Here is a 26,653-nt window from a genome sequence, read left to right as displayed (position 1 = left end):
CAGACGGACGTCGATGGAGGCGGTGGCGCCCGCGCCGGTGAGCACATCGCCGTGGTCGCCATAGAGGACCGGCGGGTCCACCGCGACGGAGGATCGCCGGGGCCATCGTGACGGCCAGGTAGCGCTCGGCGAGCAGCGCCGCGTACCGAGCGAGACCAGGCGCGCGCCGCGGCGGTGGGCTTCGCGCAGCGCCGTCACGAGCTCGGCGGGGGATGGCCGTGCACGTCGGCGGAGGCCGGCACGAGGAGGCCGGCCGGTACGAGGACGGTATCGGCGGCGATCAACGCGCCCGTCGGCCGGCTGGCCCGCCGACGACGGAGCAAGCACCGGAGGGAGCCGGAGGAAAACCGAAGGGGGCCGAAGAGAGCCGAAGGGAGCCGTACAAGGCTCGGCAGAACCCCGGGGGAACGCCGGAGACAGACCGGGGGAAGTCCAGGGCCAGACCAGGGGAAGTCCAGGGCCAGGTCGGCGGAAGCCCGCGGCGAAACTGGGAGGAGGCTAAGCGAAAACCGCGGCAACCCCGGTCGGCGTCCTGAGCATCACGCCGACCCCGAGCGTCGCGCTCTCCGTCCGCCTCTCCGCCCGCACCCGGTCATCATCGGCCGACATCCCCCGACGAGGTTCGTACTCGCCCCGGAGCGGCCAAGATGGGGAGATGGGATTCCATGTCGACTCCGAGGCCGGGCAACTGCGCCGGGTCATCCTTCATCGCCCCGATCTCGAGCTGAAACGGCTCACGCCTTCGAACAAGGACGCCTTGCTCTTCGACGACGTGCTGTGGGTGCGCCGTGCGCGGGCCGAGCACGACGGGTTCGCGGATGTGCTCCGGGACCGTGGGGTGGACGTCCACCTCTTCGGTGATCTGCTGGCGGACAGCCTGCGGATCCCCGAGGCGCGGTCGCTGGTCCTTGACCGGGTCTTCAACGAGAAGGAGTACGGGCCGCTGGCCACCGACCATCTCCGGGCGGCCTTCGACGAGCTCCCGGTGGCCGAGCTCGTGGAGGCGCTGGTGGGCGGTATGACCAAGCGGGAGTTTCTGGAACGGCATCCCGAGCCGACCTCGGTCCGCTTCCACGTCATGGAGATGGACGACTTCCTGCTCGACCCGCTGCCCAACCACCTCTTCACCCGTGACACCTCCGCCTGGATCTACGACGGCGTCTCGATCAACTCGATGCGCTGGCCTGCCCGCCAGCGCGAGACCGTGCATTACGAGGCGATCTACCGGCACCACCCGCTCTTCCGTGACGCGGATTTCCATGTGTGGTCCGAAGGCCAGGCCGACTACCCCTCGACCATCGAGGGCGGCGACGTCCTGGTGCTGGGCAGCGGGGCGGTGCTGATCGGGATGAGCGAGCGGACCACTCCACAGGCCGTGGAGCTGCTGGCGCGCGGGCTGTTCGCGGCGGGATCCGCGCGTACCATCGTGGCGCTGGACATGCCCAAGCGGCGGGCCTTCATGCATCTGGACACCGTGATGACCATGATCGACGGAGACACCTTCACGCAGTACGCGGGGCTGGGCATGCTCCGCTCGTACACCATCGAGGCCGGTTCGGGGGAACAGGACCTCAAGGTCACCGACCATCCGCCGGAGCATATGCACCGCGCGATAGCGGCCGCCCTGGGGCTGGACGACATCCGGGTGCTGACGCCGACACAGGATGTGCACTCGGCGCAGCGCGAGCAGTGGGACGACGGTTGCAATGTGCTGGCGGTGGAGCCGGGCGTGGTCGTCGCCTACGAGCGGAACGTCACGACGAATACGTTCCTGCGGAAGCGCGGCATCGAGGTGATCACCATTCCCGGGAGCGAGCTGGGCAGAGGCAGGGGCGGGCCGCGGTGTATGAGCTGCCCGGTGACGCGGGACGCCGTGCCGGGAATGGGCTGAGGGCCGGTCCTGGAGGCGCGGCCCGCGACCGGGACCTGGCCGTCCGGGCTCGCCCGGCGGGCCGGGTAGGCATAGGACGGTGCGGCGTAGAGAGATACGACGTGCGCTACGTGCAGAGACGCTACGCGCAGAGACGCTACGTATAGAGATACGTGCCCTCGTATATACTTCCAGGATCCGCATCCGTCCGTCCCCGATTGCCGCGAACCAGGAGTCCACCATGGCGATAGACCTCACGGGCCGCCACTTCCTCAAGGAGCTGGACTTCAGCGCCGAGGAATTCCGCCGACTGATCGGCCTCGCGGCCGAACTCAAGGCAGCCAAGCGCGCCGGGACCGAGATCGCCCGCCTCCAGGGCCGCAACATCGCCCTGATCTTCGAGAAGACCTCGACCAGGACCCGCTGCTCCTTCGAGGTCGCGGCCGCCGATCAGGGGGCCTCGACCACCTACCTCGACCCCTCCGGCTCGCAGATCGGGCACAAGGAGTCGGTCAAGGACACCGCGCGCGTCCTTGGCCGGATGTTTGACGGCATCGAGTTCCGCGGCAGCCGCCAGGCGGACGTGGAGGAGCTTGCCGCGCACGCCGGTGTGCCCGTTTTCAACGGGCTGACCGACGACTGGCACCCGACCCAGATGCTCGCCGATGTACTGACCATGGTCGAGCACGGCGAGGGCCGCCCCCTGGAGGAGACCGCCTTCGCCTACCTCGGCGACGCCCGCAACAACATGGGCAATTCCTACCTGGTCACCGGCGCGCTGCTCGGCATGGACGTACGGATCGTGGCGCCCAAGCAGCTGTGGCCCGAGGAGGCGGTCATCGTTCAGGCCCGCGCGCTGGCCGACCGGAGCGGCGCCCGCATCACGCTCACCGAGGACGTCACCGAGGGCGTGCGCGGCGCGGACTTCGTCACCACCGATGTCTGGGTCTCCATGGGGGAGCCCAAGGAGGTGTGGGACGAGCGGATCGCCTTGCTCGCCCCGTATGCCGTCACCATGGACGTGCTGCGGGCCACCGGGAAGCCGGATGTGAAGTTCCTGCACTGTCTGCCCGCGTACCACGACCTGGGCACCGCGGTCGGTCGGGAGATCTACGAGCAGTACGGGCTGGAGTCGCTGGAGGTCACCGACGAGGTCTTCGAGTCCGCGCACTCCGTTGTCTTCGATGAGGCGGAGAACCGGATGCACACGATCAAGGCCGTGCTGGTGGCGACGCTGGGGCGGTAGGGGTCTTCGTAGGGATTCAGTGGGCGGCGGCGGGCTGAATTCGGCGGAATGAAATCCGGCGGAATGTGATGCAATCCTGCCGCACCGCGGTGAATCGCAGGAAACGTCACATGACCTATCCTGCATAGCCATACGGCTCAACGGGCGATCATGCAGACATAGCGGCTACCATCGAGCCGCTCACGGGGTTCGGACCCACCGGTCCGGACCCCGGTCTGTGCGCGGCCCACCCTCCGCCGCGCGCACCGCACCACCAGAGAGAGAACCACCCATGCGCCCGCCCGTCTTGCGCCACCACCCCAAGGAGGCGCTGCGCGCCGCGCCTCTTGCAGGTCCGTCCGGACTGCGCATCAAGTCCCCCGACCTCCTCGTCGCCGAATCCGGCGCGGACCTCGAGGGCAACGGCCTCAAGCGGAGCATGGGCCTCTTCCAGCTCATGTGTTTCGGCATCGGCGCCATCGTCGGCACCGGCATCTTCGTCGGGCTCTCCGACACGGTCGCCGAGGCGGGCCCCGCCGTCATCGTCTCCTTTGTGCTCGCCGCCATCACCTGCGTCTTCACCGCCTTCTCCTTCGCGGAGCTGGGCGGTGCGATACCGGTGTCCGGCAGCTCGTACTCCTACGCCTACGCCACCCTCGGCGAGCGCACCGCCTTCCTGGTCGGCTGGTGTCTGCTGCTCGAATACGGCATCTCCGTCTCGGCGGTCGCCGTCGGCTGGGGGCAGTACCTGAACGAGCTGCTGGGTAGCCTGACCGGCTGGCAGCTGCCCGCCGCGCTCTCCAGTCCGCCCGGTGACGGCGGCATCGTCAACATCCCGGCCGTGGTCGTGATGCTGCTCGCCGCGCTGCTCCTCGTCCGCGGCATCCGCGAGAGCGCCCGCGCGACCGCCGCGATGGCGGTCCTCAAGCTCGCGGTCCTGGTGCTGTTCTGTGCGATCGGATTCAGCGCCTTCCGGGCCGGCAACCTGTCGCCGTTCGCCCCGCAGAGCGTCGCCGGGATCACCTCCGGTGCCTCCGTCGCGTTCTTCTCGTACATCGGCTTCGATGCGATCACCACGGCCGGCGAAGAGGTCAAGAACCCGCGGCGCAACATCCCCGTCGCGATCCTGACCTGCATCGGCGTGGTCACCGTCCTGTACTGCCTGGTCGCGGTCGCCGCCATCGGCGCGCTCTCCTCCGACCAGGTCGCCGGCCGGCCCGCCGCGCTCTCGCTGATCGTCAACCACGTCACCCACTCGACCCTCGGCGGCGGCGTGATCGCCTTCGGCGCGGTCGTCGCCATCGCGTCCGTCGTCCTCGCCGTGATGTACGGCCAGACCCGCATCCTGATGTCGATGTCACGGGACGGCCTGATCCCGCGGATCTTCGAGCGGATCTCGCCCCGCACGTCCACACCGGTCGCCAACACCTGGATCGTCGCCGTCGTCTTCGCGGTCCCGGCCGCAGTCGTGCCGCTCGATGTGGTGATGAACCTGACCACCATCGGGACTCTGGCGATCATGGCCGTGGTCAACCTCTGTGTGATGGTGCTCCGCCGCACCCGCCCCGATCTGCCGCGCCGCTTCCGGGTGCCGCTCTTCCCGGTCAGCCCGCTGCTCGGTATCGGCTTCTGCGTCTATCTGATCTACGGGACCGGGCTCGCGACCTGGCTGCAGTTCGCCGTGTTCCTGGCCGTGGGTGCGCTGGTCTATGCCTGTTACGGGCGGCGGCGGTCGCGGCTGGCGCAGGCGGCGGGCCCGGTCGTGGCGGGCAGCGCCGGCCCGGCTCCCGATGCGGCTGCTCCCGATGCGTCCCCGGATGCGGATGCGGATGCGGCTGCGGTTCCCGCCATGGCTACGCGGGAAGGGTGAACCAGACCGCCTTGCCGTGCGGCGTCGGCCGGCAGCCGGAGGTCGAGCTGAGCGCCTCTATCAGCGTCAGGCCGCGGCCGCTCTCGCTGCCGCCGGGGCCTTTGCCGCGGTCGTTGCCGATTCCCGCACCGGGATGTTCGCCATACGGGCCGGGGCGCGGCGTCGGGACGTGACCGCCGAGGGCGGACGGCGCGCCGGCCGGCCGGCCCCCCGGCACCGGATCGCCGTCGTGCACCTCCACCTGGCAGCCGGCCGGCACCCGCTCCACCACCAGCTGAATGGGTCCCGTTCCCCGGGAGTGCTGGACGGCATTGGTGACCAGTTCGGCGGTGAGGAGCTCGGCCGTATGGCCTGCGACGGCAGCTCGTAGATCCAGCAGGGCCGTACGGACCAGTGCGCGGGCCATGGGGACGGCGGTGGGCGCGTGCGGCAGGGCGATCCGCCAGGAAGGGGGGAGGGGCGATTCCGGCATGTCAGGCATGACGCTGATCCGTTCACGAAGGCCCGATGAGGTGCCTCAACGGTAGAAAGCGCACGGTGTGCGGGGGCAGGGCCGGGCGACCGGGATCCGTGGGACCTGTGTCACATGGCGGTCGGGACCTTTGGCCCAAGCGGTCGCGGCCGGATCGTCGCTCCCCGGCCGCCTCGGTCCGCAGCGATGCGACGACTCAGGGGTGCCGCACGCTCCGCTCGCCCCGCGCAGTGTCCCGTGCAGCGCCCTGTCCCATGGCGCTGAGTTATCGCGTTCTCATGACGACAGTAACGAACCAGTGATAACTTCAAAGTGCAGCATCCCAGCACGCCCCGGCACACCCAGCGCAGCCCACCGCACGCACCAGCCGTCCGGCCGAAGGGGGCAGGCAGACCGATGAGCCCGTTCGCAGGATCCGCCCACAGCACCAGCGCCTGGGAACACATCCGTGTGACCAGGGAAGACGGCGTCGCCACCGTCACCCTCGCGCGCCCCGAGAAGCTCAACGCCCTCACCTTTGAGGCCTACGCGGATCTGCGGGATCTGCTGGCGGAGCTGTCCAGGGAGCGCTCCGTACGTGCCCTCGTCCTCGGTGGCGAGGGGCGCGGATTCTGTTCCGGCGGGGACGTCGAGGAGATCATCGGCGCCACCTTGGCGATGGACACCGGGCAGCTGCTGGACTTCAACCGGATGACCGGGCAGGTCGTACGGGCGCTGCGGGAGGCGCCGTTCCCGGTGATTGCGGCCGTGCACGGTGTCGCGGCGGGCGCCGGGGCGGTGCTCGCGCTGGCCGCCGACTTCCGCGTCGCCGATCCCTCCGCCCGCTTCGCGTTCCTCTTCACCAAGGTCGGCCTGTCCGGCGGCGACATGGGCGCGGCCTATCTGCTGCCCCGCGTCATCGGCCTCGGCCACGCCACCCGGCTGCTGATGCTCGGCGACACCGTACGGGCACCGGAGGCCGAACGGCTCGGACTGATCAGCGAGTTGGCGGAGGAAGGGCAGGTCGACGGGGCGGCCGCGGCGCTTGCCGAGCGCCTAGCCCAGGGGCCCGCCCTCGCCCACGCCCAGACCAAGGCGCTGCTCACCGCCGAGCTCGATATGCCGCTCGCCGCCGCCGTCGAAATGGACGCCGCCACCCAGGCGCTGCTGATGAACAGCGCCGACTACGCGGAATTCCACGCCGCCTTCACGGAGAAGCGGACGCCGAAGTGGCAGGGGAAGTAGCAATGCGGGTCGCCGTCATCGGCGGTGGGCCGGGCGGGCTGTACGCCGCGACCCTCCTCAAGCGCCTCGACCCCACCCGCGAGATCACCGTATGGGAGCGCAACGCCCCCGACGACACCTTCGGCTTCGGCGTCGTGCTCTCCGACGAGACCCTCGGCGGTATCGAGCATGCCGACCCGGAGGTCTACCGCGCGCTCCAGGCGGAGTTCGTCCGCTGGGACGACATCGATATCGTCCACCGGGGCCGCACCCTCACCTCCGGCGGGCACGGCTTCGCGGCGCTCGGCCGGCGCCGGCTGCTGGCCGTACTGCACCGGCGCTGCCGCGACCTCGGCATCGACCTGCGCTTCCGCGCCGAGGCGCCGCCCGCCGCCGAGCTGGCCCGCTCGTACGACCTGGTGATCGCCGCCGACGGGGTGCACAGCGCCACCCGCAGCGCGCACCCGGACGCCTTCCGCCCGCAGCTGACCACTCACCGCTGCCGCTACATCTGGCTCGCCGCCGACTTCGCCTTCGACGCCTTCCGCTTCGAGATCGCCGAGACCGAGCACGGTGTCGCCCAGCTCCACGCCTATCCCTTTTCGCCGGACGCCAGCACCGTCATCGTCGAGATGCGCGAGGAGGTCTGGCGGTCGGCCGGACTCGACCGGGCCGACGAGCGCGAGTCCGCCGAATGGTGTGCCAAGACCTTCACCGACGCCCTGCGCGGCCGCTCACTGCGCTCCAACAACTCCAGCTGGATCGCCTTCCGCACCGTCGTCAACGACCGCTGGTCACACGGCAATACGGTCCTCCTCGGCGACGCCGCGCACACCGCGCACTTCTCCATCGGCTCCGGCACCAAACTCGCCGTCGAGGACGCCCTCGCGCTGGCCGCCTGCCTCCAGGAGCAGCCGGACACAGCGAGCGCACTTGCCGCGTACGAGGAGGAGCGCCGCCCCGTCGTCGCCTCCACCCAGCGCGCCGCCCGCGCCAGCCTCGCGTGGTTCGAGGAGCTGGCCACCTACCTCGACCAGCCGCCGCACCAGTTCGCCTTCAACCTCCTCACCCGCAGCCGCCGCGTCACCCACGACAATCTGCGGCTGCGCGACCGGCACTTCACCCGGGCCGTCGAGCGCGAATCCGGCTCCCCGGACGGCACCCCGCCGATGTTCACCCCCTTCCGGCTGCGCGGCCTCACCCTGCGCAACCGCGTGGTGGTCTCGCCCATGGACATGTACTCCGCGCAGGACGGCGTCCCCGGCGACTTCCACCTCGTCCACCTGGGCGCCCGCGCCCTGGGCGGCGCCGGCCTGGTCATGACCGAGATGGTCTGTGTCAGCGAACGGGGCCGCATCACCCCGGGCTGCGCCGGCCTCTACACCCCGCACCAGGCCGCGGCCTGGCGCCGTATCACCGACTTCGTGCACGAGCGGTCACCGGGCACCGCGATCGGCGTCCAGCTCGGCCACTCGGGCCGCAAGGGCTCCACAAAGCTGATGTGGCACGGCATCGACGAACCGCTCGACGACGGCAACTGGCCTCTCGTCGCCGCATCCCCCCTCCCGTACAAGCCCGGCAGCCGGCGTCCCCACGAGCTGACCGAGGGCGAACTCACCGTCATCCGCGAGCAGTTCGCCGCCGCCGCGCGCCGCGCCGCCCGCTGTGGCTTCGACCTCCTCGAGCTCCACTGCGCCCACGGATATCTGCTCTCCGGATTCCTCTCCCCGCTGACGAATGAACGCACGGACGCCTATGGAGGTTCCCTGCCCGGCCGCCTCCGCTTCCCCCTCGAAGTGTTCGACGCGGTCCGGGAGGTGTGGCCGGACGACAGGCCCATGACGGTCCGGATCTCCGCCACGGACTGGGCCGACGGCGGCACCACCGCCGAGGACGCGCTGGCAATGGCGGCGGCCTTCGCCGAGCACGGCGCCGATGCCATCGATGTGTCCACGGGGCAGGTCGTGGCCGACGAGCGCCCCGAGTTCGGCCGTTCGTACCAGACGCCGTTCGCCGACCGCATCCGTAACACCCTCGGCATACCGGTCATCGCGGTCGGCGCCATCTCCTCCTGGGACGACGTCAACTCGCTGGTCCTGGCCGGGCGCGCGGACCTGTGCGCGCTGGCCAGGCCGCATCTGTACGACCCGCACTGGACCCTGCACGCCGCCGCGGAACAGGGCTACGCGGGCCCCGGAGCCCCCTGGCCGATGCCCTACCAGGCGGGCAGCCGCACCCCGCCCACCGGCCGTACCGACGCCCCCAAACCCCGCCTCACCCTGCGGTAGCGGGACGGCAGCGGGGAGTAGGAGCACTCCGGCCGTGCGGGTCCAGGTGACTGAGCGCGCCGGGCGACGCGAGCCCCGGAAGCGTGTGCCTCCACAGGGCGGTGACGCGTTCCGGCAGATCGGCGCGGTTGGTCGCGGCACGTGAGAACAGCTGCACGCCCATATAGGCGGCGACAAAGAATTCGGCCGCCCGGTCCGGCACCACACTGTGCAGCAGCTCGCCATTGCCCCGGGCGTCGGTGAACATCGCCGTGATGATGTCGGTCCAGTTCCGGTACGGCATCAGCGGATCCTCACTGAAGGTCGTCTCGACCGCGATCCGCGTCCCGGCCTGCAACAACGCGTCGCTGCGCAGCGCCAGCGCCACCCGGTGGGTGAAGTCGATGGCGTCCTGCAGCCGGGACTCGCTCACCTGCGGGAGGAAGGGCCGGCTCTGCTCCGTGACGACCGCGCGGGCCAGCGCGTCCTTGGAGGTGAAATGGAAGTAGAGGGCCCCTTTGGTGACCCCGGCCCGCCGGATGATCTCGGCCATGGTGGCCGCCTGGTACCCATGTGCGCCGATGACGTGGGCCGCTGCTTCGAGGACGGCGCGCCGGGTGCGCACCGCGCGTTCCTGCCTGGCCACTGATCATTCTCCGTATGCTCTCTTGGAGTTGTGGTTTCTGAGCAGGAACCCTCGCCCCGGGCCTCCCAGGCTCATTCCGCATGATAAAGAAGCCAACCATGCGGTATCGGATAGCGACGCCGTCCGGCGGAGTAATCCGGCACCGTTCCCCCGTGAGTGTGAGGAGCCGACCGATGTCGCTGACCGCCCTGCCCGCCACGCATCGGGAGGTGCGGCTCGCCGCGCACGTCGACAGTGATCTGACGCCCCATCACTTCAACCTCGTCGAGGCGCCGGTGCCCCAACCGGCCCCCGGTCAGGTCCTGGTGCGCACCCGCCTGATGGCGGTGACCGCGGCGATGCGGACGCAGATGACCGGTGCCGAGCTGCCGATGCCCTCGTTCGTGCCGGGCCAGGCGCTGTGGGGTTCGGCGGTCGGCGAGGTCGTGGCGGCGCCCGGCGGCGGCTTCACTCCCGGAGAGCTGGTCCATCACCCATACGGATGGCGGGAGTTCGCGGTAGCCGAGGAGTCGCGGGTACGGCGGCTCGACCCGGATGCGCTGCCCACCCCCGCCGCGCATCTCTCACAGGGCGCCACCGCATGGGGCGCGCTGCGCCGGGCGGCCGAGGTCCGGCCCGGGGACACGGTGTTCGTCACCGGCGCGGCGGGCGGTGTGGGCAGCCTGGCCGGTCAGATCGCCCGGCGGCTGGGCGCAGGCCGGGTCATCGGCAGCACCAGTTCCGAGCGCAAGGCGGTCCGGCTGCGCGCCGAACTCGGTTATGACGACACCGTCGTGCGCGGCGCCGGGCCGATCGAGCGGCAGCTGCGCCGGGCGGCCCCGGACGGCATCGACGTACTGCTGGACACCGTGGCCGGCGAGCAGCTCACCGCGGCGCTCGTGGCGGCCCGCCCCGACGCCCGTTTTGCGCTGGTCGGGGCGCTCTCCACCCAGTTGGCCGGGGACGGCTCGGTGGCCTCCCCGGTCGGGCTGGACGCGGGGCTGATCATCACGCGCCGGGTGGCGCTGCGCGGCTTCGGGCTGCACGCCCACCCGGACCTCGCCCAGGAATGGACGCGGGAGTTCGGTCACGGCCTGCGGGACGGCTCGCTGGTCTTCCCGCACTCCCTGCTACGGGGCATCGAGCAGGCGCCGCGCGCGCTGTGCGAGCTCATCCAGGGGCGTCACACCGGATCCGTGCTGATCGAGCTGTGAGGCCGGGCTGAGCCGTCACATCGGCCGGTGAGACCGGTGAGACCGGTGAGACGGGTGAGACCGGTGAGACGGGGGCGGCCGACGTGACCGGGGCGGTCGCCGGGACGCCGTCAAGCGCCGCTCCACCCCCGGCCGGCGTGACCGCGAGCCGGTCCCACAGGGCGACGATGGCGTCCTTGTCCCACCACGCGCGGTCGTCCCCGCCGAGATGCAGCAGGCCCGTCACGACCGTGGTCAACAGCTGGGCCGTGCGCTGCGGTTCGCCGTCGGCCGCCGGCTCGCCGTCTTGCTCGGCGCCACCGTAGGCCGCCCCGTACGCCCCATTGGCCAGCGCCTTGTCGAGGAAGAGCGCGTACCACCGGTGCTCGAGGGCATGGATGTCCAGCCCCGGGACGGTGTCCGACCGCAGCCTCAGCCCGGCGCGCAGCACGGGATCGGCCTGCACCCGCTCGAACAGCTCGACGGCGAAGTCCCGCACGGCGGGGACCAGCGGCTGCGGGGAGCGGGCGAGCGCGCTCTCGACCTCCTGCAGGGTGGCGAGCGCGCTGTCGTGGACCGCGAGGGTGAGGTCGTCCTTGGACGTGAAGTGGAAGTAGAGCGCGCCCTTGCTCAGGCGGGCGCGGCGGCTGACCTCGACCATGCCCGCGGCGGGCACTCCCTTCTCCAGGAAGGTCTCTGCGGCCGAGCGGATGAGCGCCTGGCGGCTCTGGATGGCGCGATGCTGCGTGGGCACGGTGTCCGTCCCGTCTCTAGTACGGCTGCAAGCTGGTTGTAGTCTACAAAAAAACCGACCATGCGGTTCTATCTTTTCCGAGTGATTGGCCGGAAGTGCTTGCCGCGGCGTAAAGGCATCGCTGGGCCGCCGGCTCGGATCGAGCCGTCCGTCGTCGCCGTGTGCCGCCCAGTTTGGGCCTTGAGTGGTGGTCGTGTCGACCCATGAGCCGTGACGGAGGCACATTGACAAACAGCGCGGACGGTTTTTAAATCTCCTGAGGCGATAAACGGGACATCCTCTTCCGATGAGCCGCATCGACTGTCGCGTACCGCTGGGACGGCGGTCCGCCATGACGAGACCGCCTCTGCCCCTGTCCGCCGTCGACCGCAGGCCGTTCGAGCAAGCCGAACCAGCACCCCACCCGAGCCACTGCATCCACCGGAATCCGGAAAGGTCTCCAGCCATGCGTGTATCCACGGAACTCCGCGAACGTCCCGTCAGAGGTGTGCGGAGCGCCGCCGGCGGCGAGACGATCAGGGCCGCTGTCTTCGACCTCGACGGGACACTCGCCAACACCCTCCCCGCGATCAGCAAACTGCTCGTCAAAGTCGCCTCGGAGCAGGGTTGCTCGGTCACCGCACGCCAGGCCGTCGCCGCCATCGGCAAGCCCCCGGGCACCGCCTTCGGCCGGCTGCTGGGCAAGCCTGAGGACGACGGCCGGGTCCAGGCCGCCATCAACCGCTACCGCGAGCTGTTCTCCTACGAAGTCCTGTGTCAGGGACCGCAGCTGCTCTTCCCCGGCGTCACGGCGGGGCTGTCCGCGCTGCGCGCCCACGGCGTCGAGCTGGCCGTCGCCACCTCCAAGACCACCCGCAGCGCCGAGGCGCTGCTCGACGTCATGGGCATCCGCGACCTGGTCGGCCCGGTCATCGGGCAGGACATGGTCCGGCGCGGCAAGCCGCACCCGGAGATGGTGCTGCGGGCGGCCGGCCGGCTGGGGGTCGCGGCCTGGGAGAGCGCGTATGTGGGGGACACCGTGGGGGACATGCGGATGGCGGTCACCGCGCGCATGGAGCCGGTCGCGGTGACGTACGGCGTCGGGAAGTTCGGCGAGCTGGCCGGGGTCGCCGGCACCCGGATGTGCAGCTCCTTCAAGGATGTCGTCTCCGTGATCGCCGCCGCCCGGCCGCGCTCGGCCGCCGCGATGGCGGGGCCGCCGCGGCGTCGCTGAAGCCCCTGGAGCCCGGCGTCTCAGTCCGTCGCCTCCCGCACGTAACGGGCGCCCGCCGTCCGGAGTTTGGTGTGCAGCCGGCCGAACACCTCGGCCGCGTGCCCGCCCGGCCAGCCCTCGGGCAGGAGGGGAGAGGGCAGTCCGGGATCGGCGTACGGCAGGCGGCGCCAGGCGTCCAGCGCCAGCAGATAGTCGCGGTACGCCCCCTCCGGGGGCACCGTGCGCCGACGCTGCCACTGCCGTAGCACCGGCTCATGGCCGTCCAGGAAGGCGCGGTGCTGCGCGGCGATGGCGTCCAGATCCCACCACCGGGCCACCGCCTGTGCCGTGGGCTCGAAGCCCGCATGCGCACCCGTGAACAGATCGACGTACGAGGCGAGTTGGAGCCGATCCAGGGTGTGCCGGGTCTCCTCGTAGAGGTGCGCGGGCGCGATCCAGACGCCGGGCGCGGCGGTGCCGAAGCCGAGCCGGGCCAGCCGGGAACGCAGCAGATGGCGCTTGTGCCGCTCCTCCTCGGGAACCGAGAAGACGGCCAGCACCCAGCCGTCGGCCAGGCGCGCGGCCGGCCGCTCGTAGATCCGCCGGTCACCGTCCTCCAGCAGCTGGCGGGCGGCCTCGGACAGGCCGTACGCCGCCGCACCGGAGGCCGTGCGTTCCGCGACGAGCAGGCCGCGGCGTTTGAGCCGGGAGACGGCGGAGCGCACCGACGGCGGATCGACGCCGAGTACCCCCAGGAGCCGGATCAGGGCGGCGACCGGCACCGGACCGGTGATGCCGCCCTGGTCGCCGGGGCCGCCGCGCCCGTAGGCGCCGTAGAACGTGACGATCAAGGACCGTGGGGTGCGCTGCGCTTGCTGGTCACTCACCGGGTCACTCTAGAGCGGTCCCGCGCAGGCGGAAGCGCTGGAGCTTGCCGGTGGGGGTGCGCGGCAGCGAGGTGTGGAAGACGATCTCGCGCGGGCATTTGTACGGTGCTATCCGGGACTTGGTGAAGGCGCGCAGCGCCGCGACGGTGTCCTCCCCGTGGGGGACGCCGTCCCGCAGCACCACATGCGCGACGACCACCGCCCCGCGCTCCCCGTCGGGCCGCCCGACCACCGCCGCCTCCGTCACATCCGGGTGCCGCAGCAGCGCGTCCTCCACCTCCGGCCCCGCGATGTTGTACCCGGCCGAGATGATCATGTCGTCCGCGCGGGCGACATAGCGGAAGTAGCCGTCGGGCTCCCGGATGTAGGTGTCGCCGGTGAGGTTCCAGCCATCGCGTACGTACTCGCTCTGCCGGGCGTCGGCAAGATAGCGGCACCCGGTCGGGCCACGCACCGCCAGCAGCCCCGGTTCGCCGTCCGGCACCGGCACCCCGCCCGCGTCCACCACCCGCGCCTCGAACCCCGGCACCGGCAGCCCGGTGGTGCCGGGCCGGATGGCGTCATCGGCGGCGGAGATGAAGATGTGCAGCAGCTCCGTGGCCCCGATGCCGTTGATGATCCGCCGGCCCGTCGCCTCGTACCAGGACTGCCAGGTCGCGGCGGGCAGATTCTCACCGGCCGCCACACAGCGGCGCAGCGTCGAGACGTCGTACTCGGCGAGTTTGGGCAGCATCGCCCGATAGGCGGTCGGCGCGGTGAACAGGACCGAGATCCGGTGCTCCGCGATATCGGCGAGCAGCCGCTCGGGCCCGCCCCAGTCGGCCAGGAACGCCGAGGCGCCGGCCCGCAGCGGGAAGATGACCAGGCCGCCCAGGCCGAAGGTGAAGCCGAGCGGCGGGCTGCCGGCGAAGATGTCGTCCGGCTCCGGGCGCAGCACCTTCGCCGAGAAGGTGTCGGCGATCGCCAGCACGTCCCGGTGGAAGTGCAGACAGCCCTTGGGGCGGCCGGTGGTACCCGAGGTGAAGGCGATCAGCGCGACGTCGTCGGCCGAGGTGGCGACGGCCTCGTACGGCCCCGCTCCGGGCTTCGCGAGCTGCCACAGGTCATACGGGCCGTCCCCGCCGAACGCGGTGATCCGCAGCCCCGGAACCTCGGCCTTGACCAGGTCGTCCACACAGCGGATATCGCACAGCGCATACCGCACCTGCGCCAGCCCGCAGATCGTGGCGAGCTCATCCGGACGCTGGGTGGCCAGTACGGTCACCGCCACCGCGCCCGCCTTCATCACCGCCAGCCAGCAGGCGGCCAGCCACGGCGACGTCGGGCCGCGCAGCAGCACCCGGTTGCCGGGCAGCACGCCCAGCTGCCCGGTCAGGGCATGGGCAATCGCATCGACCTGCTCCCGCAGCCGGCCGTACGTCCAGACCACCCCGCTCGCATCGCGCACCGCGGGCCGGTCCGGGCCCAGCCGCTCGATGGTGGCGTCGAGCAGCTCGGCGCCGCAGTTCAGCCGGTCCGGATAGCCCAGGTCGGTCAGGTGCGGCCACTGCTCGCGGGGCGGCAGCCGGTCGCGCGCGAAGGTGTCGGCGTGGGCCGAGGACCGTAGCTCCATGGCGGGTGCGCCCCCTGGCGGCGAGGCGGCCGGCGAGCGGCCGGGGGAGGGATGGGGGACTGTGGAGGCCTGGTACGGGAACCGGGCGAAGGCCGGGTTGCGGACTGCTGAGGGAGTGCTCGGGAGTGCTCGGGCGGTACTCAGGAGGTACTCGGGAGGTGCTCAGGGACTGCCGTACGGATCCTTCGTCAGCGTAACGTGTTCGTGACGGCAGTCAACAGATCGCGATACGCGGTACCTAGGCCGCGATATCGGCAGACCGCTACCAGGGAGCCGCCGCGTGACCGTATTCGCGCTGGGACCGGACGAACAGGATTGGTGCGCCGAACTGCGCGCGGTGACGGCCGAGCGGCTGCGCCCGCTGGCGGAGAAGGGGGAAGCGGGCCGGGTGAACCGCCCGTTGGTCGCCGCGCTCGGCGAACTCGGCCTGCTGCGCCGCCTGTTCCCCGCCGAAGGGGCTCTGCGCGCCCTGGACCTGTGCCTGCTGAGGGAATCCCTCGCCCAGGAGTGCACGGAGGCAGAGACGGCGCTGGCGCTCCAGGGGCTGGGTGCCTACCCCGTGGCGCAGTCCGGGACCGCGGCCCAGCGTGCCCGGTGGATACCGGAGGTGACCGCCGGGCGGGCGGTGGCGGCCTTCGCGCTCAGCGAGCCGGGCGCCGGCTCGGACGCCGCGGCGCTGTCCCTGGCCGCCGAGCCGGACGGCCCCGACGGCTGGCGGCTGACCGGCGAGAAGTGCTGGATCTCCAACGCCCCCGAGGCCGACTTCGCCACCGTCTTCGCCCGCACCGGCGGCGCGGCGGGCGCCCGGGGCGTCACCGCCTTCCTGGTCCCCGCCGACCGGCCGGGCCTGACCGGCGAGCACCTGGACATGCTCAGCCCGCACCCGATCGGCACGCTGGTCTTCGACGGGGTGCCTGTGACCAGGGCGGATGTGCTGGGTTCCGTCGACGGTGGATTCGGCGTCGCGATGGCCACCCTGAACCTCTTCCGGCCGAGCGTGGGCGCCTTCGCGGTCGGCATGGCGCAGGCCGCGCTGGACGCGGCGGTGGCGCACGCGGGCGCGCGGACGGCGTTCGGCGGCCCGCTGCGCAACCTGCAGTCCGTCGGCCACCAGCTCGCCGAGATGGCCACCCGCGTCGAGTCCGCCCGCCTTCTGGTGTACGCGGCCGCCTCCGCATATGACACGGCGGCCCCCGACATCGCCCGCCGCTCGGCCATGGCCAAGCTGCTGGCGACCGAGACCGCCCAGTACGTCGTCGACACGGCCGTCCAGATCCACGGCGCCCGCGCCCTGCGCCGCGGCCATCTCCTCGAACACCTCTACCGCGAGGTCCGCGCACCGCGCATCTACGAGGGTGCCACCGAGGTACAACGCTCCATCATCGCCAAGGAGCTGTACCGGACCAGGGCCTGAGCACCGGCCGACGGGCGGTTGTCAGTGGCGGATGTCAGGCTGGATACCGGGTGGCAAACAGCGGCCGGCACCCCGCGGCACGAGCACCGCGGACCGGACACCGTGCGCTGCACACCGGGCACCGCACATCGCGGACGGGACGGACTCGATGGACTGGTCACCGTGGAATGGGAATTGCGAAGGGAAGGGCCCGCCATGATCACCACTAACTTCGTCCCCGGCTCCCCGTGCTGGCTCGATCTGGGCAGCCCCGATGTCAATGCCGCGGAGGCCTTCTACCGCGCCGTGTTCGACTGGCAGGCCGCGCCCTACAGCGAGGATGCGGGCGGGTACACCCTCTTCCGCCTTGACGGCAAGGTCGTCGGCGCGGTCGGCCCGGTCACCGAGGAAGGCGCCCGCTCCGCCTGGACCGTCTATTTCAACACCCCGGATGCGGATGCCACGGTCAAGGCGGTCGAGCAGGCCGGCGGCGCGGTCCGTACGGCACCGTCCGAGGTCGGTGACACCGACGGCCTGTTCGCCCAGGTCACCGACCCTCAGGGCGCGCACTTCGCCATCTGGCAGCCCGGCAGGTACCCGGGCCTCGAGATGACGGACGGTCCCGGAAGCCTCGGCTGGATCGAGCTCTACACCACCGACTCGCCCGCCGCGCAGGCCTTCTACCAGTCGATATTCGGCTGGACCACGCAGGACATGGCCCTCCCCGGTGGCGGCGGCACCTACACCCTGATCGCCCCCAAGGGCTGCGGCGAGGAGCGGATGCACGGCGGCATCATGGGCGTCCCGGCCGATCTCCTGAAGGGCGGCGGAAGGCCGTACTGGCACCCGGTGTTCGGCTCCGCGGACTGCGATGCCACGGTCGGCCTGGTGACCCGTCACGGCGGAAGCGTCTCCATGGGCCCGGAGACCGCCGAGGGCGTCGGCCGGCTGGCCGTGTGCACCGACCCGGCAGGCGCGGAGTTCGTGGTGCTCACGCCCCAGGCAGCCGCGGCCTGAGCGCCGGGGGCGGGGAGCGGGGAGCGGGGGCCGGCGGCGCGGCCGGCCCCCGCTCTCTCGCGGGCCGGGGCCGTCGGATCAGATGTCCCGGAAGATCTCGATCTGCGCGCCGATGGAGTTCAGCCGCTCCGCGAGATCCTCGTAACCGCGGTTGATGACATAGACGTTGCGCAGCACCGAAGTGCCCTCGGCGGCCATCATCGCGAGGAGGACGACGACGGCCGGGCGCAGGGCCGGGGGGCACATCATTTCCGCGGAGCGCCAGCGGGTGGTGCCCTCGACCAGCACACGGTGCGGGTCGAGCAGTTTGACCTGGGCGCCCAGGCGGTTGAGGTCCGTCAGATAGATCGCGCGGTTGTCGTAGACCCAGTCGTGGATGAGGGTCTGGCCCTGGGCGCTGGCCGCGATGGCGGCGAAGAAGGGGACGTTGTCGATGTTCAGGCCCGGGAAGGGCATCGGGTGGATCTTGTCGATCGGGGCCTGGAGTTTGGAGGGGCGTACGGTCAGGTCGATCAGCCGGGTGCGGCCGTTGTCGGCGGCGTACTCCGTGCTGCGCTCATGGTCGAGGCCCATCTCTTCCAGGACGGCCAGCTCGATCTCCAGGAATTCCACCGGCACTCGGCGGATCGTCAGCTCCGACTCGGTGACAACCGCCGCAGCCAGCAGGCTCATTGCCTCGACCGGGTCCTCGGACGGCGCGTAGTCCACGTCCCGGTCGATCTGCGCGACGCCGTGGACGGTGAGCGTGGTCGTCCCGACGCCCTCGACCTTGACTCCCAACTCCTCCAGGAAGAAGCACAGGTCCTGGACCATGTAGTTGGAGGAGGCGTTACGGATGACGGTCACGCCGTCGTGGCGGGCGGCGGCCAGCAGGGCGTTCTCGGTGACGGTGTCGCCGCGTTCGGTCAGGACGATCGCGCGCTTGGGGGCGACGCTGCGGTCGACCTCGCCGAGGTAGGTGCCGTCGGTCGCGGTGATCTCCAGCCCGAAGTGCCGCAGTGCCGTCATATGGGGCGTGACGGTACGGGTCCCGAGGTCGCAACCGCCCGCGTACGGCAGCTTGAAGTGGTCCATCCGGTGCAGCAGCGGTCCGAGGAACATGATGACGCTGCGGGTGCGGCGGGCCGCCTCGGTGTCCATCGCGTCGAGGTTGAGCTCGGCCGGCGGGATGATCTCCAGGTCGTTGCCGTCGTTGATCCAGCGGGTGCGGACGCCGATGCTGCCCAGCACCTCGAGGATGCGGTAGACCTCCTCAATGCGTGCCACTCGGCGCAGAGTTGTCCGGCCGGCGTTCAGGAGCGTGGCGCAAAGCAGCGCAACACAGGCGTTCTTACTCGTTTTGACGTCGATGCTGCCGGACAGCCGGCGGCCGCCGACCACCCGCAGATGCATCGGCCCGGCGTAGCCGAGCGAGATGATTTCACTGTCCAGAGCCTCACCGATGCGAGCGATCATCTCAAGGCTGATGTTCTGGTTGCCGCGTTCGATGCGGTTCACCGCACTCTGGCTGGTGCCGAGCGCGTCCGCGAGCTGCGTCTGTGTCCAGCCCCGGTGCTGTCGGGCGTCACGGATGAGCCTGCCGATGCGTACGAGGTAGTCGTCTGCCATGGGTTGACCGTATCTCAGATATGAGATGGATGCCTGTATTGACGCTTGTCGCATTTTTCCGTCATGCCCGACACATCATGCTCCTTTCCGCTATCGCCTGTTGGCTCCAGATGTGTCACGCCGTCTCCCCTCCTCTCCCGCCCTCACCTGCGCCCTTGCGTTCCCTCTCTTCCGGTTGTTCTACTACTATGCGAACAATCACCACTGGAGGTTGCCATGGCCGCCACGAAGGCCAAGAAGACGTCGACGTCGTCCTCGGCTTCGCCCAAGACCCCGGCCGGTCCGTTACGGAATTGGCTGGCCGCATTCCCCTTCGTCGCGGCCGTCGCGTCCACCGCGGGCATCTATGCAGGGGTGTCCGACCGGCTGCCCGAACCCCTCGCCACCCACTTCGGCGGGCCCGACGGCCGCACCGACGGATATTCCTCCACCCACGGCTTTCTGACCTGGGTGCTCATCGAGCTCCTCGTCCTCGGCATCGGCCTGGGAGTCTTCGTCCATCTGCGCCGTACCGCACCGGGCACCCGCTGGGCGATAGCCGTCGGATGGGGGATCGCCGCGCTGTTCGGCTACCTGGCTTGCCTGACACTGCTCGACAACGCCGGTGTCACGGACGCGGCGGACGTACGGCTTCCGGCGTGGCAGGCGGCGGTGGCGATCGCCGGGGCCCTCCTGTGCGGCGCGGTCGGCTGGCTGCTCGCCGGCCCCGACCAGCGGCCGACGTCCCAGCGGCCCGTCGGGCACGCGCAGCGGCTCGCCCTGGCGCGCGGCGAGACGGCCGGCTGGTCGCATTCCGTCAGTTCACCGCTGCTGGCCCTCATGGGTGTGGTGATGCTGGGCGCCTCCGTGGTGGTCGGTTTCACGCTGGACTGGCTCGCCGCGGTCGGACTCTTCATCGGCGCTCCGGTGATCGGGGCGATTGCCTCCGTCCGGGTGACCGTGGACCGGCGCGGACTGGCGCTCGCCTCGACGCTGGTGCCGTACCCTTTCCGGCGCATCCCGCTGGACCGGGTCGAGGAGGCCACCAGCCGGAAGATCGATCCGTTCGCCGACTTCGGTGGCTGGGGCTATCGCGTCCGGTCCGGCCGCAGCGGCCTGGTGCTCCGTTCGGGTGACGGGCTGGTGCTCCGGCTCACCAATGGCCGGGAGTTCGTGGTGACGGTCGACGACGCGGCCACCGCCGCCGCACTGTTCAATACCTATCTCGACCGCGCGCGGGTACGGCAAGGAGGCTGAGGTGCTTTTCCGGGTCGACCCCGGCTCCGCCGTCCCGTTGGGGGACCAGATCGCGGCCTCGGTCCGCGGCGCCATCGCCGACGGCTCGGTGCACACGGGGGAGCGACTGCCGGCCGCCCGCGCGCTCGCCGCGTCCCTCGGCGTGAACGTCCATACGGTGCTGCGCGGCTATCAGCGCCTCAAGGAAGAGGGCCTGATCGAACTCCGCCGCGGCCGCGGCGCGGTGGTCACCGGCGCCGCATCCCCCGCCCGCGCCCGCCTCGGCGAGACCGCCGACCGGCTGATCGCCGAGGCACGCCAACTGGGGCTCTCGGACGAGGAGATCGTGACGGTGGTGCGGGTGGGGCTGACGGGGAGATGAGGGGCGGGGCGGAAGGACCGGGCCGCCGTCCCCGTAACCCGTCGCGAGCCGCGTTCCGTCGGCCGGCCCTGCACGGCGTCCCTCCCACGCCGCCCGGTGCGCCGACCTGCGGGACTACGGGCGTTCCTCCCGTGGCCGCGCTTCCGGCACCAACGGCCCGCCGGCCCCCAGCTCTTCGTCCAGCTTGGCCACCAAAGCAGCGGCGTATGACGGCGCATACCGCTCCGCCCACCGCTCGACCCGCCCCAGGAATTCCAGCAGCTTTTCCTGTGCATCGCTCAGCAGATCCGGCAGATCATGGAGGAACGAGCGCGAGGCGAGAAAGAGGCGGTCGATATCCGGCTCGGGGGAATGGCCGAGCCAGGGGGTTTTCCCCTGAGTCAACTCCAGCCAGTCCCGCCAGCTTTCCAGCCCGAAGCAACAGCCCGGGTTGAGGAGGATGGTGCCGGTGGCGGAGTCGTGAATGCGTATGCCGCCCGGAGCGATGAGGCATTCGGACGCCACGAGCCGCCGCATCACCTCAGCCGGGTCTTGGGCGGGCGGCTCGTCCTCATCGCACAGCGCACCGTTGTAGGCGGCGAACACGGCCATCGCCGTACCCACTTCCCGTACGCCCAGCCCGCCGGTCAGGGCCAGGAAGCCTTCTGCGGGCGGCGATTCTGCCAGGGGCCACAGCGTGAAGTCGGCCGTGGCCTCGGACGTTTCCAGTACGGGTTCCATGATCAGCACACCCGCATTGTCGCCGCCCGGACCGGGCCCGCGGCGGTCTTTTGGGCGGTAGCGGGATCGACGATGCCCGCCGTCGCCGGCCTTGGGAGCCGTCAGGCCAGAAAGTCGTCAGGTCAGAAAGTTGTCGGGCCGGAAAGCCGTCACATCGAGCCGTTCCAGGCGCGCCGGATCCGCGAGGATATTGATCTCGACGACCTTGCCGTCCGTGACCGTGAACCCCATGACGGAGAACACCCGGCCCTCCCATACCGTGACGAGGCCCGGCGCGCCGTTCACCAGCGCCGGCTGAGCGGAATGGGCGTACTGGGAGAACATGAGCGCCTGTTCCACGACCGCCCGCGCCCCGCGCACCACCTTCGACAGCCTCGGGGACACCGTGCCGACGTCGGCGCGCAGCAGGACGTCCGGGTCGAGGACCGCGAGCAGTGCATCGAAGTCGCCGTTACGGGAGGCGGCGAGGAAGGCGTGGACGACCTCCCGCTGGCGGGGCAGGTCGGTGTCGGGTGCCGGGGCCGTGCCCTGGACCCGGCGGCGGGCGCGGCTGGCGAGCTGACGGGTGGCGGCCGGGGTGCGTTCGACGATGGGGGCGATCTCGTCGAAGGGGACGGCGAACATGTCGTGCAGGACGAACGCCAGCCGCTCGGCGGGGGCCAGCGTTTCGAGGACGACGAGCAGCGCCAGCCCGACCGAGTCGGCCAGCAACACCTCCTGCTCGGGGTCGATGCCCTCCTCGCGGCTGATGACCGGCTCGGGAACGTGCGCGTCCAGCGAGTCCTCACGCAGAGCCTTGCGGGTGCGCAGCATGTCCAGGCACACCCGCCCGACGACCGTCGTCAGCCAGCCGCCCAGGTTCGCCACGCCGTCCGCTCCCGAGCGGCTGAGCCGTAGCCAGCTCTCCTGTACGGCGTCGTCCGCTTCGGTCAGCGAGCCGAGCATCCGGTAGGCGACCGCCCGCAAATGGCCGCGGTTCTCCTCGAACCGCTTGGCCAACTCCTCGTTCTCGTCCCCGTTGCCGGTCTGCTTGCCGATCTCGTCCATCGCGCACATTCCTCCGTTGCGGTCCATCACAGCAGTGACGAACGAGCCCCGGCCCATGTGACATGAAGGCGTCCCAGGCCGGCGCGGTCACCCCATCCTGGCGGATGATCACGCCGTCCGAACCGGACTCCCGCGAACTGGCAGGCGGACTACCAGGCGAACGAACCAGCCGGCGGACCACCAGGTCACGCCCGCCACCTGCCGAGTGGTGACGTTGAGGCGGTTGAAGAGGTTCGTCACGCCGATCATCAGGGTCACGGCGGCGAGCTGCGGATCATCGGTGAAGTACGGCGCCTCCCGCCACGAGGCCACGGCGTGCAGCCGCTCATCGGTCTCCCCCGACTTCTTGGCGCTCAGCGCACCGCATACGTGCCTGCATCAGTGCTCCCCTTGCTCTCCTTGGTGTCCTTGCTTCCCCGCGTCTCGTGCGTTGCTTGATGTCATCCGTCACCGCACTGACGGATCCCGGCGGGAGAACGTGACGGGGCGGCGCCCTACGGGCCCGCGGAGGGCGGTCCTCGGCGGAGCGCCGGAGCCGGAGAGCGGCAGATCCGGGCCCTGACCCGTGACGCCGCACGGGCCTCGTTCCCCCACCGGGTCGCCGATTCCGCTATGCCACCTTGCCGCACTTCTCGTCCTTCTTGACCACGGTCAGCGTGATCTTCAGCTCGTCCATGCGGGCCCCCGGGGCCGGCTGCTGGTGGCAGACCTTCCAGGAGGCGGGCCACAGCACATGGCGGTCCCTGCCGAGCCCGTCCTTGAAGCGGACGCTGGTGTTGTAGTGCAGCTCCTGGTACGCGGTGACCAGGCCCTTGCCCTTCACATTCGGCATCGCCCCGGGGCCGGTGTCGGCGTGCGCCGGGCCGGCCAGTACGACGGCGGAGAGCGCCAGGGCTGCGGTGATGACGGTCTTCTTCATGACCGGAGGAATGACCGTTCCGCGTGCCCGTCACGCCCCGGCTGACCTGATCGGACCAGCTGTGAGGCCGAGGTCGACCCGCCGGGGCGCGCCGTGCCCGTGGCAGTGACACCGGTCGCCGGTCACCGGACCGTTGGGTTCAGCACAGCCGTAACGTCCCAGGGGCTCTGTCCTCGAAGATCTCGACCAGCCAGTCAAAGACCGTCGCGCCGCGCCCCGCTCGGGCGGCGTTCAGTTCTTCCGCCACCCGAGGGCGATTTGCGGGGTGGCAGCGCCCCAGCCGGATCTCCAGTTGGCGGGCCGTCTCCGGATGTCCGAGATCCCGCCGCGACGACGCGTGATCGCGCCACTCAACGGTGAAATCGGCATCGTCGGGTGCACCGAACCCACCGCTGAGACAGTCGGCGAAGGCATCGAGACTCGTTCCGAAGTAGCCGCCGGGACCGTTGACCGCCTCGCCCATCACCCGCCAGAAGTCCTCCAGGGTGTGGATCAGCCTGCCGTCGAGCACATAAGGCGTCGTCATGGGAGCGGATCGTAGGGCGGGAGCGGCGCGACGGCACCTGACTTTCGCCGCACCTGGCTTTCGGCCCCAACCAGGCCCCCAACCAAGCCGCGAACCGAGCGCCCAACCAAGCCGCGAGCCAACCCCTACTGGCCAGTTGGTGCTGCCGCCCGGTGAGGAGACAGTGCGCGGAACCAGCGCAGGCCCGGCGTGGTGGCCGACACCAGCACGACGGCGCCGATGCAGAGCAATCCACCGCTGACCAGGGCCGCCGCGCCGGACGTCGCGTCCGCTACGAGACCGCCGCGCAGGTTGCCCAGGTCCGGCCCGGCCCGTCCGGCGATCTGTTCGGCGGCGCTGACGCGGCCGAGCAGCTCGCTCGGCGTGTGCAGCTGGACGAGGGTGCTCCGGGACACCACGGAAACGGTGTCGGCGGCGCCGGCCAGAACCAGGAAGGCCAGCCCGGACCACGGGTCGGGCGACAGGCCGAACAGAGCGAGTGCCGCACCCCAGGTGGCCGATCCGCCGAGCATGACCAGGCCGGGCCGGGAGAGCCGGGTGAAGGTCCCGGAGAAGAGGGATGCGGCGACGCCGCCGACCGCGATGGCGGTCAGGAACAGCCCGAGAGTGCGGGGGTTGTCACCGAACCGTTCTGCGTTGATCAAGGGAAACAGGCTGATCGGCATCGACAGCACGGTGGTCGCCAGGTCCGTGAGCAGCGCTCCGCGGATGACCGGAGTGCGGACCAGGAAGGCCAGGCCGGCGAAGGCCAGGCCGGCCGAGACGCCGCGCAGACCAGGCCGAGCCGACTCGTTGTCAGGGTTCATCCGCGGCAATCCGAACGCACCGCAGAACGCCGCAGCGAAGGTGAGCGCATCCGTCAGATAGCAGCCGCCGACACCCAGCCCGGCCAGGGTCAGCCCGCCGAGAGCCGGTCCCAGCAGCATGGCGCCCTGGAAGGCGATCCGGTTCAGCGTCAGCCCGGCGGCCAGTTGGTGCTCGGGCAGAAGGCGGGGGAGGAACGTCCGGGCCGCCGGGCCGCCGCCGGCGACGAAGCAGGATTGGCACGCGACCAGCGCCAGCACACCCGCGGCCGGGAAGTCTCCGAGCAAGCGGAAGCCCTGTACGGCGAGAAGGAGTGAACACACCGCCTGCCCACTCGTCGTGATCAGGTAGAACTTCCGCCGGTCCACACAGTCGACGACCGTTCCGGCGAACAGTCCCAGCACGACGAGGGGAACCGCCTGGGCCAGGCCGACGGCGCCGGTCCATGCGGTGCTCCTCGTCGTCTGCCAGACCTGGAACATGATGGCCACGAGCGTCATCTGGCTGCCGAACCCGGAGAGGGTCTGGCCGATCCACAGTCGTCGGAACGCTGGTGACGACCGCAGCGGGGTGACGTCGAGCAGGGCGTGTCTCACTCCCATGCGGGGTCTTCCGCCAGCTTCTCGGCGATCCGGTCGTGGAAGCTCTTGCGTTCCAGGGCCCCTTCGATGTCGGTGACCACCCGGGTGAGCGGATACGGGATCTCGGCCTCGATATCGGCGATGGCGGCCTCGGTGGCACGCCATTCCGCGGCCAGGCGGCCCGCGATGCGGCGGGCGTCGTCCGTGAGTGTCACCTTCTTGCTGCGTGCGTCGTCGCCCGCCACGGTCTGGACCCAGCCGGCCGCGCGCATCGCGGCCACTTTCTGGCTGAGTGCCGAATGCGTCCGGCCGACCGACTCGGCCAGTTCGGTGATGGTCATCGGCCCGCGGGCATGGAGCCGGAGCAACTCCATGACGAAGCTCGGCTTGAGTCCCTCGATCCGGCCCTCGGAGTAGATCCGGTCGATGTCCGCGTCCATCGATGCCTGAAGAAGCCGCAGCGGCCGCCAGCGACTGTGCTGGGTGGGATCGAGTGAGGCGGCGCGGGAGTGGTCTTTGGCCATGCGGGCATCGTAACAGTGCTTATATAAGCACTGTTGGGTTGATGGGTGGTGGGTGGTGGGGGTCGCTTCGGTGTTCATGGCCCTGTCCCAGGCTCGAGGGCCCCCCTCGCAGGTTGGCCGCGGGTAGGTTCACATCGTCAAGCTGACCGTGTACCTGACCGATCTGCGGGATCTGCCGGCGTTTCGCCGGGTGCGGGATGAGCGCCAGGACGCGGCCCGTCCGCCGGCCTGCTCGCTGGTGCAGGTGGTGGGGCTGGTCAATCCGGCCTTCCGGGTCGAGGTTGATGCGTTGGCCGTGGTCCCGGCCGAGGCGTGAACGCCGTCCAGGCATTCACTCTTCGCTGAGGTCGGTCAAGGTGCTGTGCCTGGCCGCTGTGCCTGGCCGCTGCGCCCACGCCGTGAGTCCTTCGTTCCGGATGCCGTAGGCGCTTTGGATGTGCGGGTGGCTGCATGCCGCTGTCGCCGAGAAGAGCGCGAGAGTGGTGATCCTCAGAGCGGTGATCCTCGGAGCGGTGATCCCGAGGTTCCATCCGATGAGCCTTTTCGTGGGATGTCCCCCGTGGTCCGGTCCGGGTGCGGCCAGGTTTGCTGTCACGGGACACCCGGGCGGGGCATGACCCCGAGGCGGCGATGTATTAGAGTTATCTCGACATCGAGATATCTGCCAAGAGGCGTACCGCTGCCGCGCTAGTAAGGCATGCCTAACTTAGGCACACCTTAGCGGATGGGCAAGCACCTGTGACGGCA

General features: G+C 70.6%; 24 protein-coding genes and 1 pseudogene. 12 read left to right on the top strand and 13 right to left on the bottom strand.

The annotated features are described in order from the left end of the window. The first annotated feature begins 655 nt into the window (after window positions 1-655). From ACZ4S3_RS22555 to ACZ4S3_RS22545, 3 genes are all read left to right on the top strand, one after another. Entirely contained in the window at window positions 656-1,891 is a 1,236-nt protein-coding gene (locus ACZ4S3_RS22555; protein WP_467936882.1) for an arginine deiminase, read from the top strand. 220 nt (window positions 1,892-2,111) lie between these two features. Then, window positions 2,112-3,116 carry an ornithine carbamoyltransferase gene (argF, locus tag ACZ4S3_RS22550; RefSeq protein ID WP_467936880.1) on the top strand — a complete coding sequence of 335 codons (1,005 nt, stop codon included), beginning with the start codon at window positions 2,112-2,114 and terminating at the stop codon, window positions 3,114-3,116. Window positions 3,117-3,387: 271 nt separating this feature from the next. Continuing rightward, window positions 3,388-4,965, top strand: coding sequence for an amino acid permease (locus ACZ4S3_RS22545; protein ID WP_467936878.1), 1,578 nt, complete (start codon window positions 3,388-3,390; stop codon window positions 4,963-4,965). Here the strand turns inward: ACZ4S3_RS22545 and ACZ4S3_RS22540 are convergent. Further along, complete coding sequence (locus ACZ4S3_RS22540) at window positions 4,949-5,446, bottom strand: ATP-binding protein (RefSeq protein ID WP_467936876.1); 498 nt, start codon at window positions 5,444-5,446, stop codon at window positions 4,949-4,951. The genes ACZ4S3_RS22545 and ACZ4S3_RS22540 overlap by 17 nt on opposite strands. Window positions 5,447-5,833: 387 nt before the next feature. On the opposite strand from ACZ4S3_RS22540, the gene ACZ4S3_RS22535 reads away from it, so the two are divergent. Both ACZ4S3_RS22535 and ACZ4S3_RS22530 read left to right on the top strand, forming a co-directional pair. Further along, window positions 5,834-6,661, top strand: coding sequence for an enoyl-CoA hydratase family protein (locus ACZ4S3_RS22535; RefSeq protein ID WP_467936874.1), 828 nt, complete (start codon window positions 5,834-5,836; stop codon window positions 6,659-6,661). Window positions 6,662-6,663: 2 nt separating this feature from the next. Further along, window positions 6,664-8,928, top strand: a complete 2,265-nt coding sequence (locus ACZ4S3_RS22530) for a bifunctional salicylyl-CoA 5-hydroxylase/oxidoreductase (protein ID WP_467936872.1) — start codon at window positions 6,664-6,666, stop codon at window positions 8,926-8,928. Here ACZ4S3_RS22530 and ACZ4S3_RS22525 read toward each other — a convergent pair. After that, on the bottom strand, window positions 8,915-9,553 hold the full coding sequence (locus ACZ4S3_RS22525; protein ID WP_467936870.1) for a ScbR family autoregulator-binding transcription factor: 639 nt from the start codon (window positions 9,551-9,553) through the stop codon (window positions 8,915-8,917). The genes ACZ4S3_RS22530 and ACZ4S3_RS22525 overlap by 14 nt on opposite strands. 173 nt (window positions 9,554-9,726) lie before the next feature. Between ACZ4S3_RS22525 and ACZ4S3_RS22520 the strand changes: the two genes are divergently transcribed. Then, entirely contained in the window at window positions 9,727-10,746 is a 1,020-nt protein-coding gene (locus ACZ4S3_RS22520; protein WP_467936868.1) for an MDR family NADP-dependent oxidoreductase, read from the top strand. Here ACZ4S3_RS22520 and ACZ4S3_RS22515 read toward each other — a convergent pair. Beyond that, on the bottom strand, window positions 10,703-11,479 hold the full coding sequence (locus ACZ4S3_RS22515) for a TetR family transcriptional regulator (protein WP_467936866.1): 777 nt from the start codon (window positions 11,477-11,479) through the stop codon (window positions 10,703-10,705). The genes ACZ4S3_RS22520 and ACZ4S3_RS22515 overlap by 44 nt on opposite strands. 445 nt (window positions 11,480-11,924) lie before the next feature. On the opposite strand from ACZ4S3_RS22515, the gene ACZ4S3_RS22510 reads away from it, so the two are divergent. Further along, window positions 11,925-12,692, top strand: coding sequence for an HAD family hydrolase (locus ACZ4S3_RS22510; RefSeq protein WP_467936864.1), 768 nt, complete (start codon window positions 11,925-11,927; stop codon window positions 12,690-12,692). A 20-nt stretch (window positions 12,693-12,712) separates the two neighbouring features. Here ACZ4S3_RS22510 and ACZ4S3_RS22505 read toward each other — a convergent pair whose 3' ends face one another. Next, window positions 12,713-13,558, bottom strand: a complete 846-nt coding sequence (locus ACZ4S3_RS22505) for a PaaX family transcriptional regulator (RefSeq protein ID WP_467936862.1) — start codon at window positions 13,556-13,558, stop codon at window positions 12,713-12,715. A 4-nt stretch (window positions 13,559-13,562) separates the two neighbouring features. Continuing rightward, window positions 13,563-15,170: an AMP-binding protein gene (locus tag ACZ4S3_RS22500; RefSeq protein ID WP_467936860.1), complete on the bottom strand. Its 1,608-nt coding sequence runs from the start codon at window positions 15,168-15,170 to the stop codon at window positions 13,563-13,565. Between the two features lie 280 nt (window positions 15,171-15,450). Here ACZ4S3_RS22500 and ACZ4S3_RS22495 point away from each other — a divergent pair, with 280 nt between their 5' ends. Together ACZ4S3_RS22495 and ACZ4S3_RS22490 are read left to right on the top strand one after the other, a co-directional pair. Continuing rightward, window positions 15,451-16,584, top strand: coding sequence for an acyl-CoA dehydrogenase family protein (locus tag ACZ4S3_RS22495; RefSeq protein ID WP_467936859.1), 1,134 nt, complete (start codon window positions 15,451-15,453; stop codon window positions 16,582-16,584). A 195-nt stretch (window positions 16,585-16,779) separates the two neighbouring features. After that, window positions 16,780-17,580 carry a VOC family protein gene (locus ACZ4S3_RS22490; RefSeq protein ID WP_467936857.1) on the top strand — a complete coding sequence of 267 codons (801 nt, stop codon included), beginning with the start codon at window positions 16,780-16,782 and terminating at the stop codon, window positions 17,578-17,580. Between the two features lie 78 nt (window positions 17,581-17,658). Here ACZ4S3_RS22490 and ACZ4S3_RS22485 read toward each other — a convergent pair whose 3' ends face one another. Next, a complete protein-coding gene (locus tag ACZ4S3_RS22485) occupies window positions 17,659-19,188 on the bottom strand; it encodes a helix-turn-helix domain-containing protein (protein ID WP_467936856.1) in 1,530 nt (509 codons plus the stop codon). 216 nt (window positions 19,189-19,404) lie between these two features. On the opposite strand from ACZ4S3_RS22485, the gene ACZ4S3_RS22480 reads away from it, so the two are divergent. Further along, a complete protein-coding gene (locus ACZ4S3_RS22480; protein ID WP_467936854.1) occupies window positions 19,405-20,424 on the top strand; it encodes a DUF1648 domain-containing protein in 1,020 nt (339 codons plus the stop codon). Window position 20,425: 1 nt separating this feature from the next. Further along, entirely contained in the window at window positions 20,426-20,785 is a 360-nt protein-coding gene (locus tag ACZ4S3_RS22475) for a GntR family transcriptional regulator (RefSeq protein ID WP_467936853.1), read from the top strand. A 114-nt stretch (window positions 20,786-20,899) separates the two neighbouring features. Here the strand turns inward: ACZ4S3_RS22475 and ACZ4S3_RS22470 are convergent, their stop codons facing one another. From ACZ4S3_RS22470 to ACZ4S3_RS22440, 7 genes and pseudogenes are all read right to left on the bottom strand, one after another. Next, window positions 20,900-21,514, bottom strand: a complete 615-nt coding sequence (locus ACZ4S3_RS22470) for a hypothetical protein (RefSeq protein ID WP_467936851.1) — start codon at window positions 21,512-21,514, stop codon at window positions 20,900-20,902. Between the two features lie 108 nt (window positions 21,515-21,622). Further along, window positions 21,623-22,579 carry an RNA polymerase sigma factor SigJ gene (gene sigJ / locus ACZ4S3_RS22465; RefSeq protein ID WP_467936849.1) on the bottom strand — a complete coding sequence of 319 codons (957 nt, stop codon included), beginning with the start codon at window positions 22,577-22,579 and terminating at the stop codon, window positions 21,623-21,625. A 159-nt stretch (window positions 22,580-22,738) separates the two neighbouring features. Next, window positions 22,739-22,915 (bottom strand): annotated as a pseudogene (locus ACZ4S3_RS22460) (carboxymuconolactone decarboxylase family protein); the annotation flags it as partial. Window positions 22,916-23,162: 247 nt separating this feature from the next. Next, on the bottom strand, window positions 23,163-23,471 hold the full coding sequence (locus ACZ4S3_RS22455) for a hypothetical protein (protein ID WP_467936847.1): 309 nt from the start codon (window positions 23,469-23,471) through the stop codon (window positions 23,163-23,165). Between the two features lie 139 nt (window positions 23,472-23,610). Then, window positions 23,611-23,997, bottom strand: a complete 387-nt coding sequence (locus ACZ4S3_RS22450) for a barstar family protein (RefSeq protein WP_467936845.1) — start codon at window positions 23,995-23,997, stop codon at window positions 23,611-23,613. A 125-nt stretch (window positions 23,998-24,122) separates the two neighbouring features. Continuing rightward, entirely contained in the window at window positions 24,123-25,403 is a 1,281-nt protein-coding gene (locus tag ACZ4S3_RS22445) for an MFS transporter (protein WP_467936843.1), read from the bottom strand. Further along, window positions 25,394-25,906: a MarR family winged helix-turn-helix transcriptional regulator gene (locus tag ACZ4S3_RS22440; protein ID WP_467936841.1), complete on the bottom strand. Its 513-nt coding sequence runs from the start codon at window positions 25,904-25,906 to the stop codon at window positions 25,394-25,396. Before ACZ4S3_RS22440 ends, ACZ4S3_RS22445 begins: the two co-directional genes overlap by 10 nt. Before the next feature lie 133 nt (window positions 25,907-26,039). Between ACZ4S3_RS22440 and ACZ4S3_RS22435 the strand changes: the two genes are divergently transcribed. Continuing rightward, entirely contained in the window at window positions 26,040-26,222 is a 183-nt protein-coding gene (locus ACZ4S3_RS22435) for a RidA family protein (protein ID WP_467937021.1), read from the top strand. Window positions 26,223-26,653 lie beyond the last annotated feature (431 nt).

The sequence above is a fragment of the Streptomyces sp. NPDC028368 genome, from assembly GCF_055565615.1.
This window is presented reverse-complemented; position numbering and strand designations above follow the sequence as displayed.

What these genes read in the sequence shown, in the direction of transcription:
- ACZ4S3_RS22545 (WP_467936878.1), top strand. Translation starts at nt 3,388, where the DNA reads ATGCGCCCGCCCGTCTTGCGCCACCACCCCAAGGAGGCGCTGCGCGCC.
- ACZ4S3_RS22510 (WP_467936864.1), top strand. Translation starts at nt 11,925, where the DNA reads ATGCGTGTATCCACGGAACTCCGCGAACGTCCCGTCAGAGGTGTGCGG.
- ACZ4S3_RS22490 (WP_467936857.1), top strand. Translation starts at nt 16,780, where the DNA reads ATGATCACCACTAACTTCGTCCCCGGCTCCCCGTGCTGGCTCGATCTG.
- ACZ4S3_RS22500 (WP_467936860.1), bottom strand. Translation starts at nt 15,170, where the DNA reads ATGGAGCTACGGTCCTCGGCCCACGCCGACACCTTCGCGCGCGACCGG.
- sigJ (WP_467936849.1), bottom strand. Translation starts at nt 22,579, where the DNA reads ATGGACCGCAACGGAGGAATGTGCGCGATGGACGAGATCGGCAAGCAG.
- ACZ4S3_RS22450 (WP_467936845.1), bottom strand. Translation starts at nt 23,997, where the DNA reads ATGACGACGCCTTATGTGCTCGACGGCAGGCTGATCCACACCCTGGAG.
- ACZ4S3_RS22530 (WP_467936872.1), top strand. Translation starts at nt 6,664, where the DNA reads ATGCGGGTCGCCGTCATCGGCGGTGGGCCGGGCGGGCTGTACGCCGCG.
- ACZ4S3_RS22445 (WP_467936843.1), bottom strand. Translation starts at nt 25,403, where the DNA reads ATGGGAGTGAGACACGCCCTGCTCGACGTCACCCCGCTGCGGTCGTCA.
- ACZ4S3_RS22440 (WP_467936841.1), bottom strand. Translation starts at nt 25,906, where the DNA reads ATGGCCAAAGACCACTCCCGCGCCGCCTCACTCGATCCCACCCAGCAC.
- ACZ4S3_RS22485 (WP_467936856.1), bottom strand. Translation starts at nt 19,188, where the DNA reads ATGGCAGACGACTACCTCGTACGCATCGGCAGGCTCATCCGTGACGCC.
- ACZ4S3_RS22520 (WP_467936868.1), top strand. Translation starts at nt 9,727, where the DNA reads ATGTCGCTGACCGCCCTGCCCGCCACGCATCGGGAGGTGCGGCTCGCC.
- ACZ4S3_RS22535 (WP_467936874.1), top strand. Translation starts at nt 5,834, where the DNA reads ATGAGCCCGTTCGCAGGATCCGCCCACAGCACCAGCGCCTGGGAACAC.
- ACZ4S3_RS22555 (WP_467936882.1), top strand. Translation starts at nt 656, where the DNA reads ATGGGATTCCATGTCGACTCCGAGGCCGGGCAACTGCGCCGGGTCATC.
- ACZ4S3_RS22480 (WP_467936854.1), top strand. Translation starts at nt 19,405, where the DNA reads ATGGCCGCCACGAAGGCCAAGAAGACGTCGACGTCGTCCTCGGCTTCG.
- ACZ4S3_RS22455 (WP_467936847.1), bottom strand. Translation starts at nt 23,471, where the DNA reads ATGAAGAAGACCGTCATCACCGCAGCCCTGGCGCTCTCCGCCGTCGTA.
- ACZ4S3_RS22540 (WP_467936876.1), bottom strand. Translation starts at nt 5,446, where the DNA reads ATGCCTGACATGCCGGAATCGCCCCTCCCCCCTTCCTGGCGGATCGCC.
- argF (WP_467936880.1), top strand. Translation starts at nt 2,112, where the DNA reads ATGGCGATAGACCTCACGGGCCGCCACTTCCTCAAGGAGCTGGACTTC.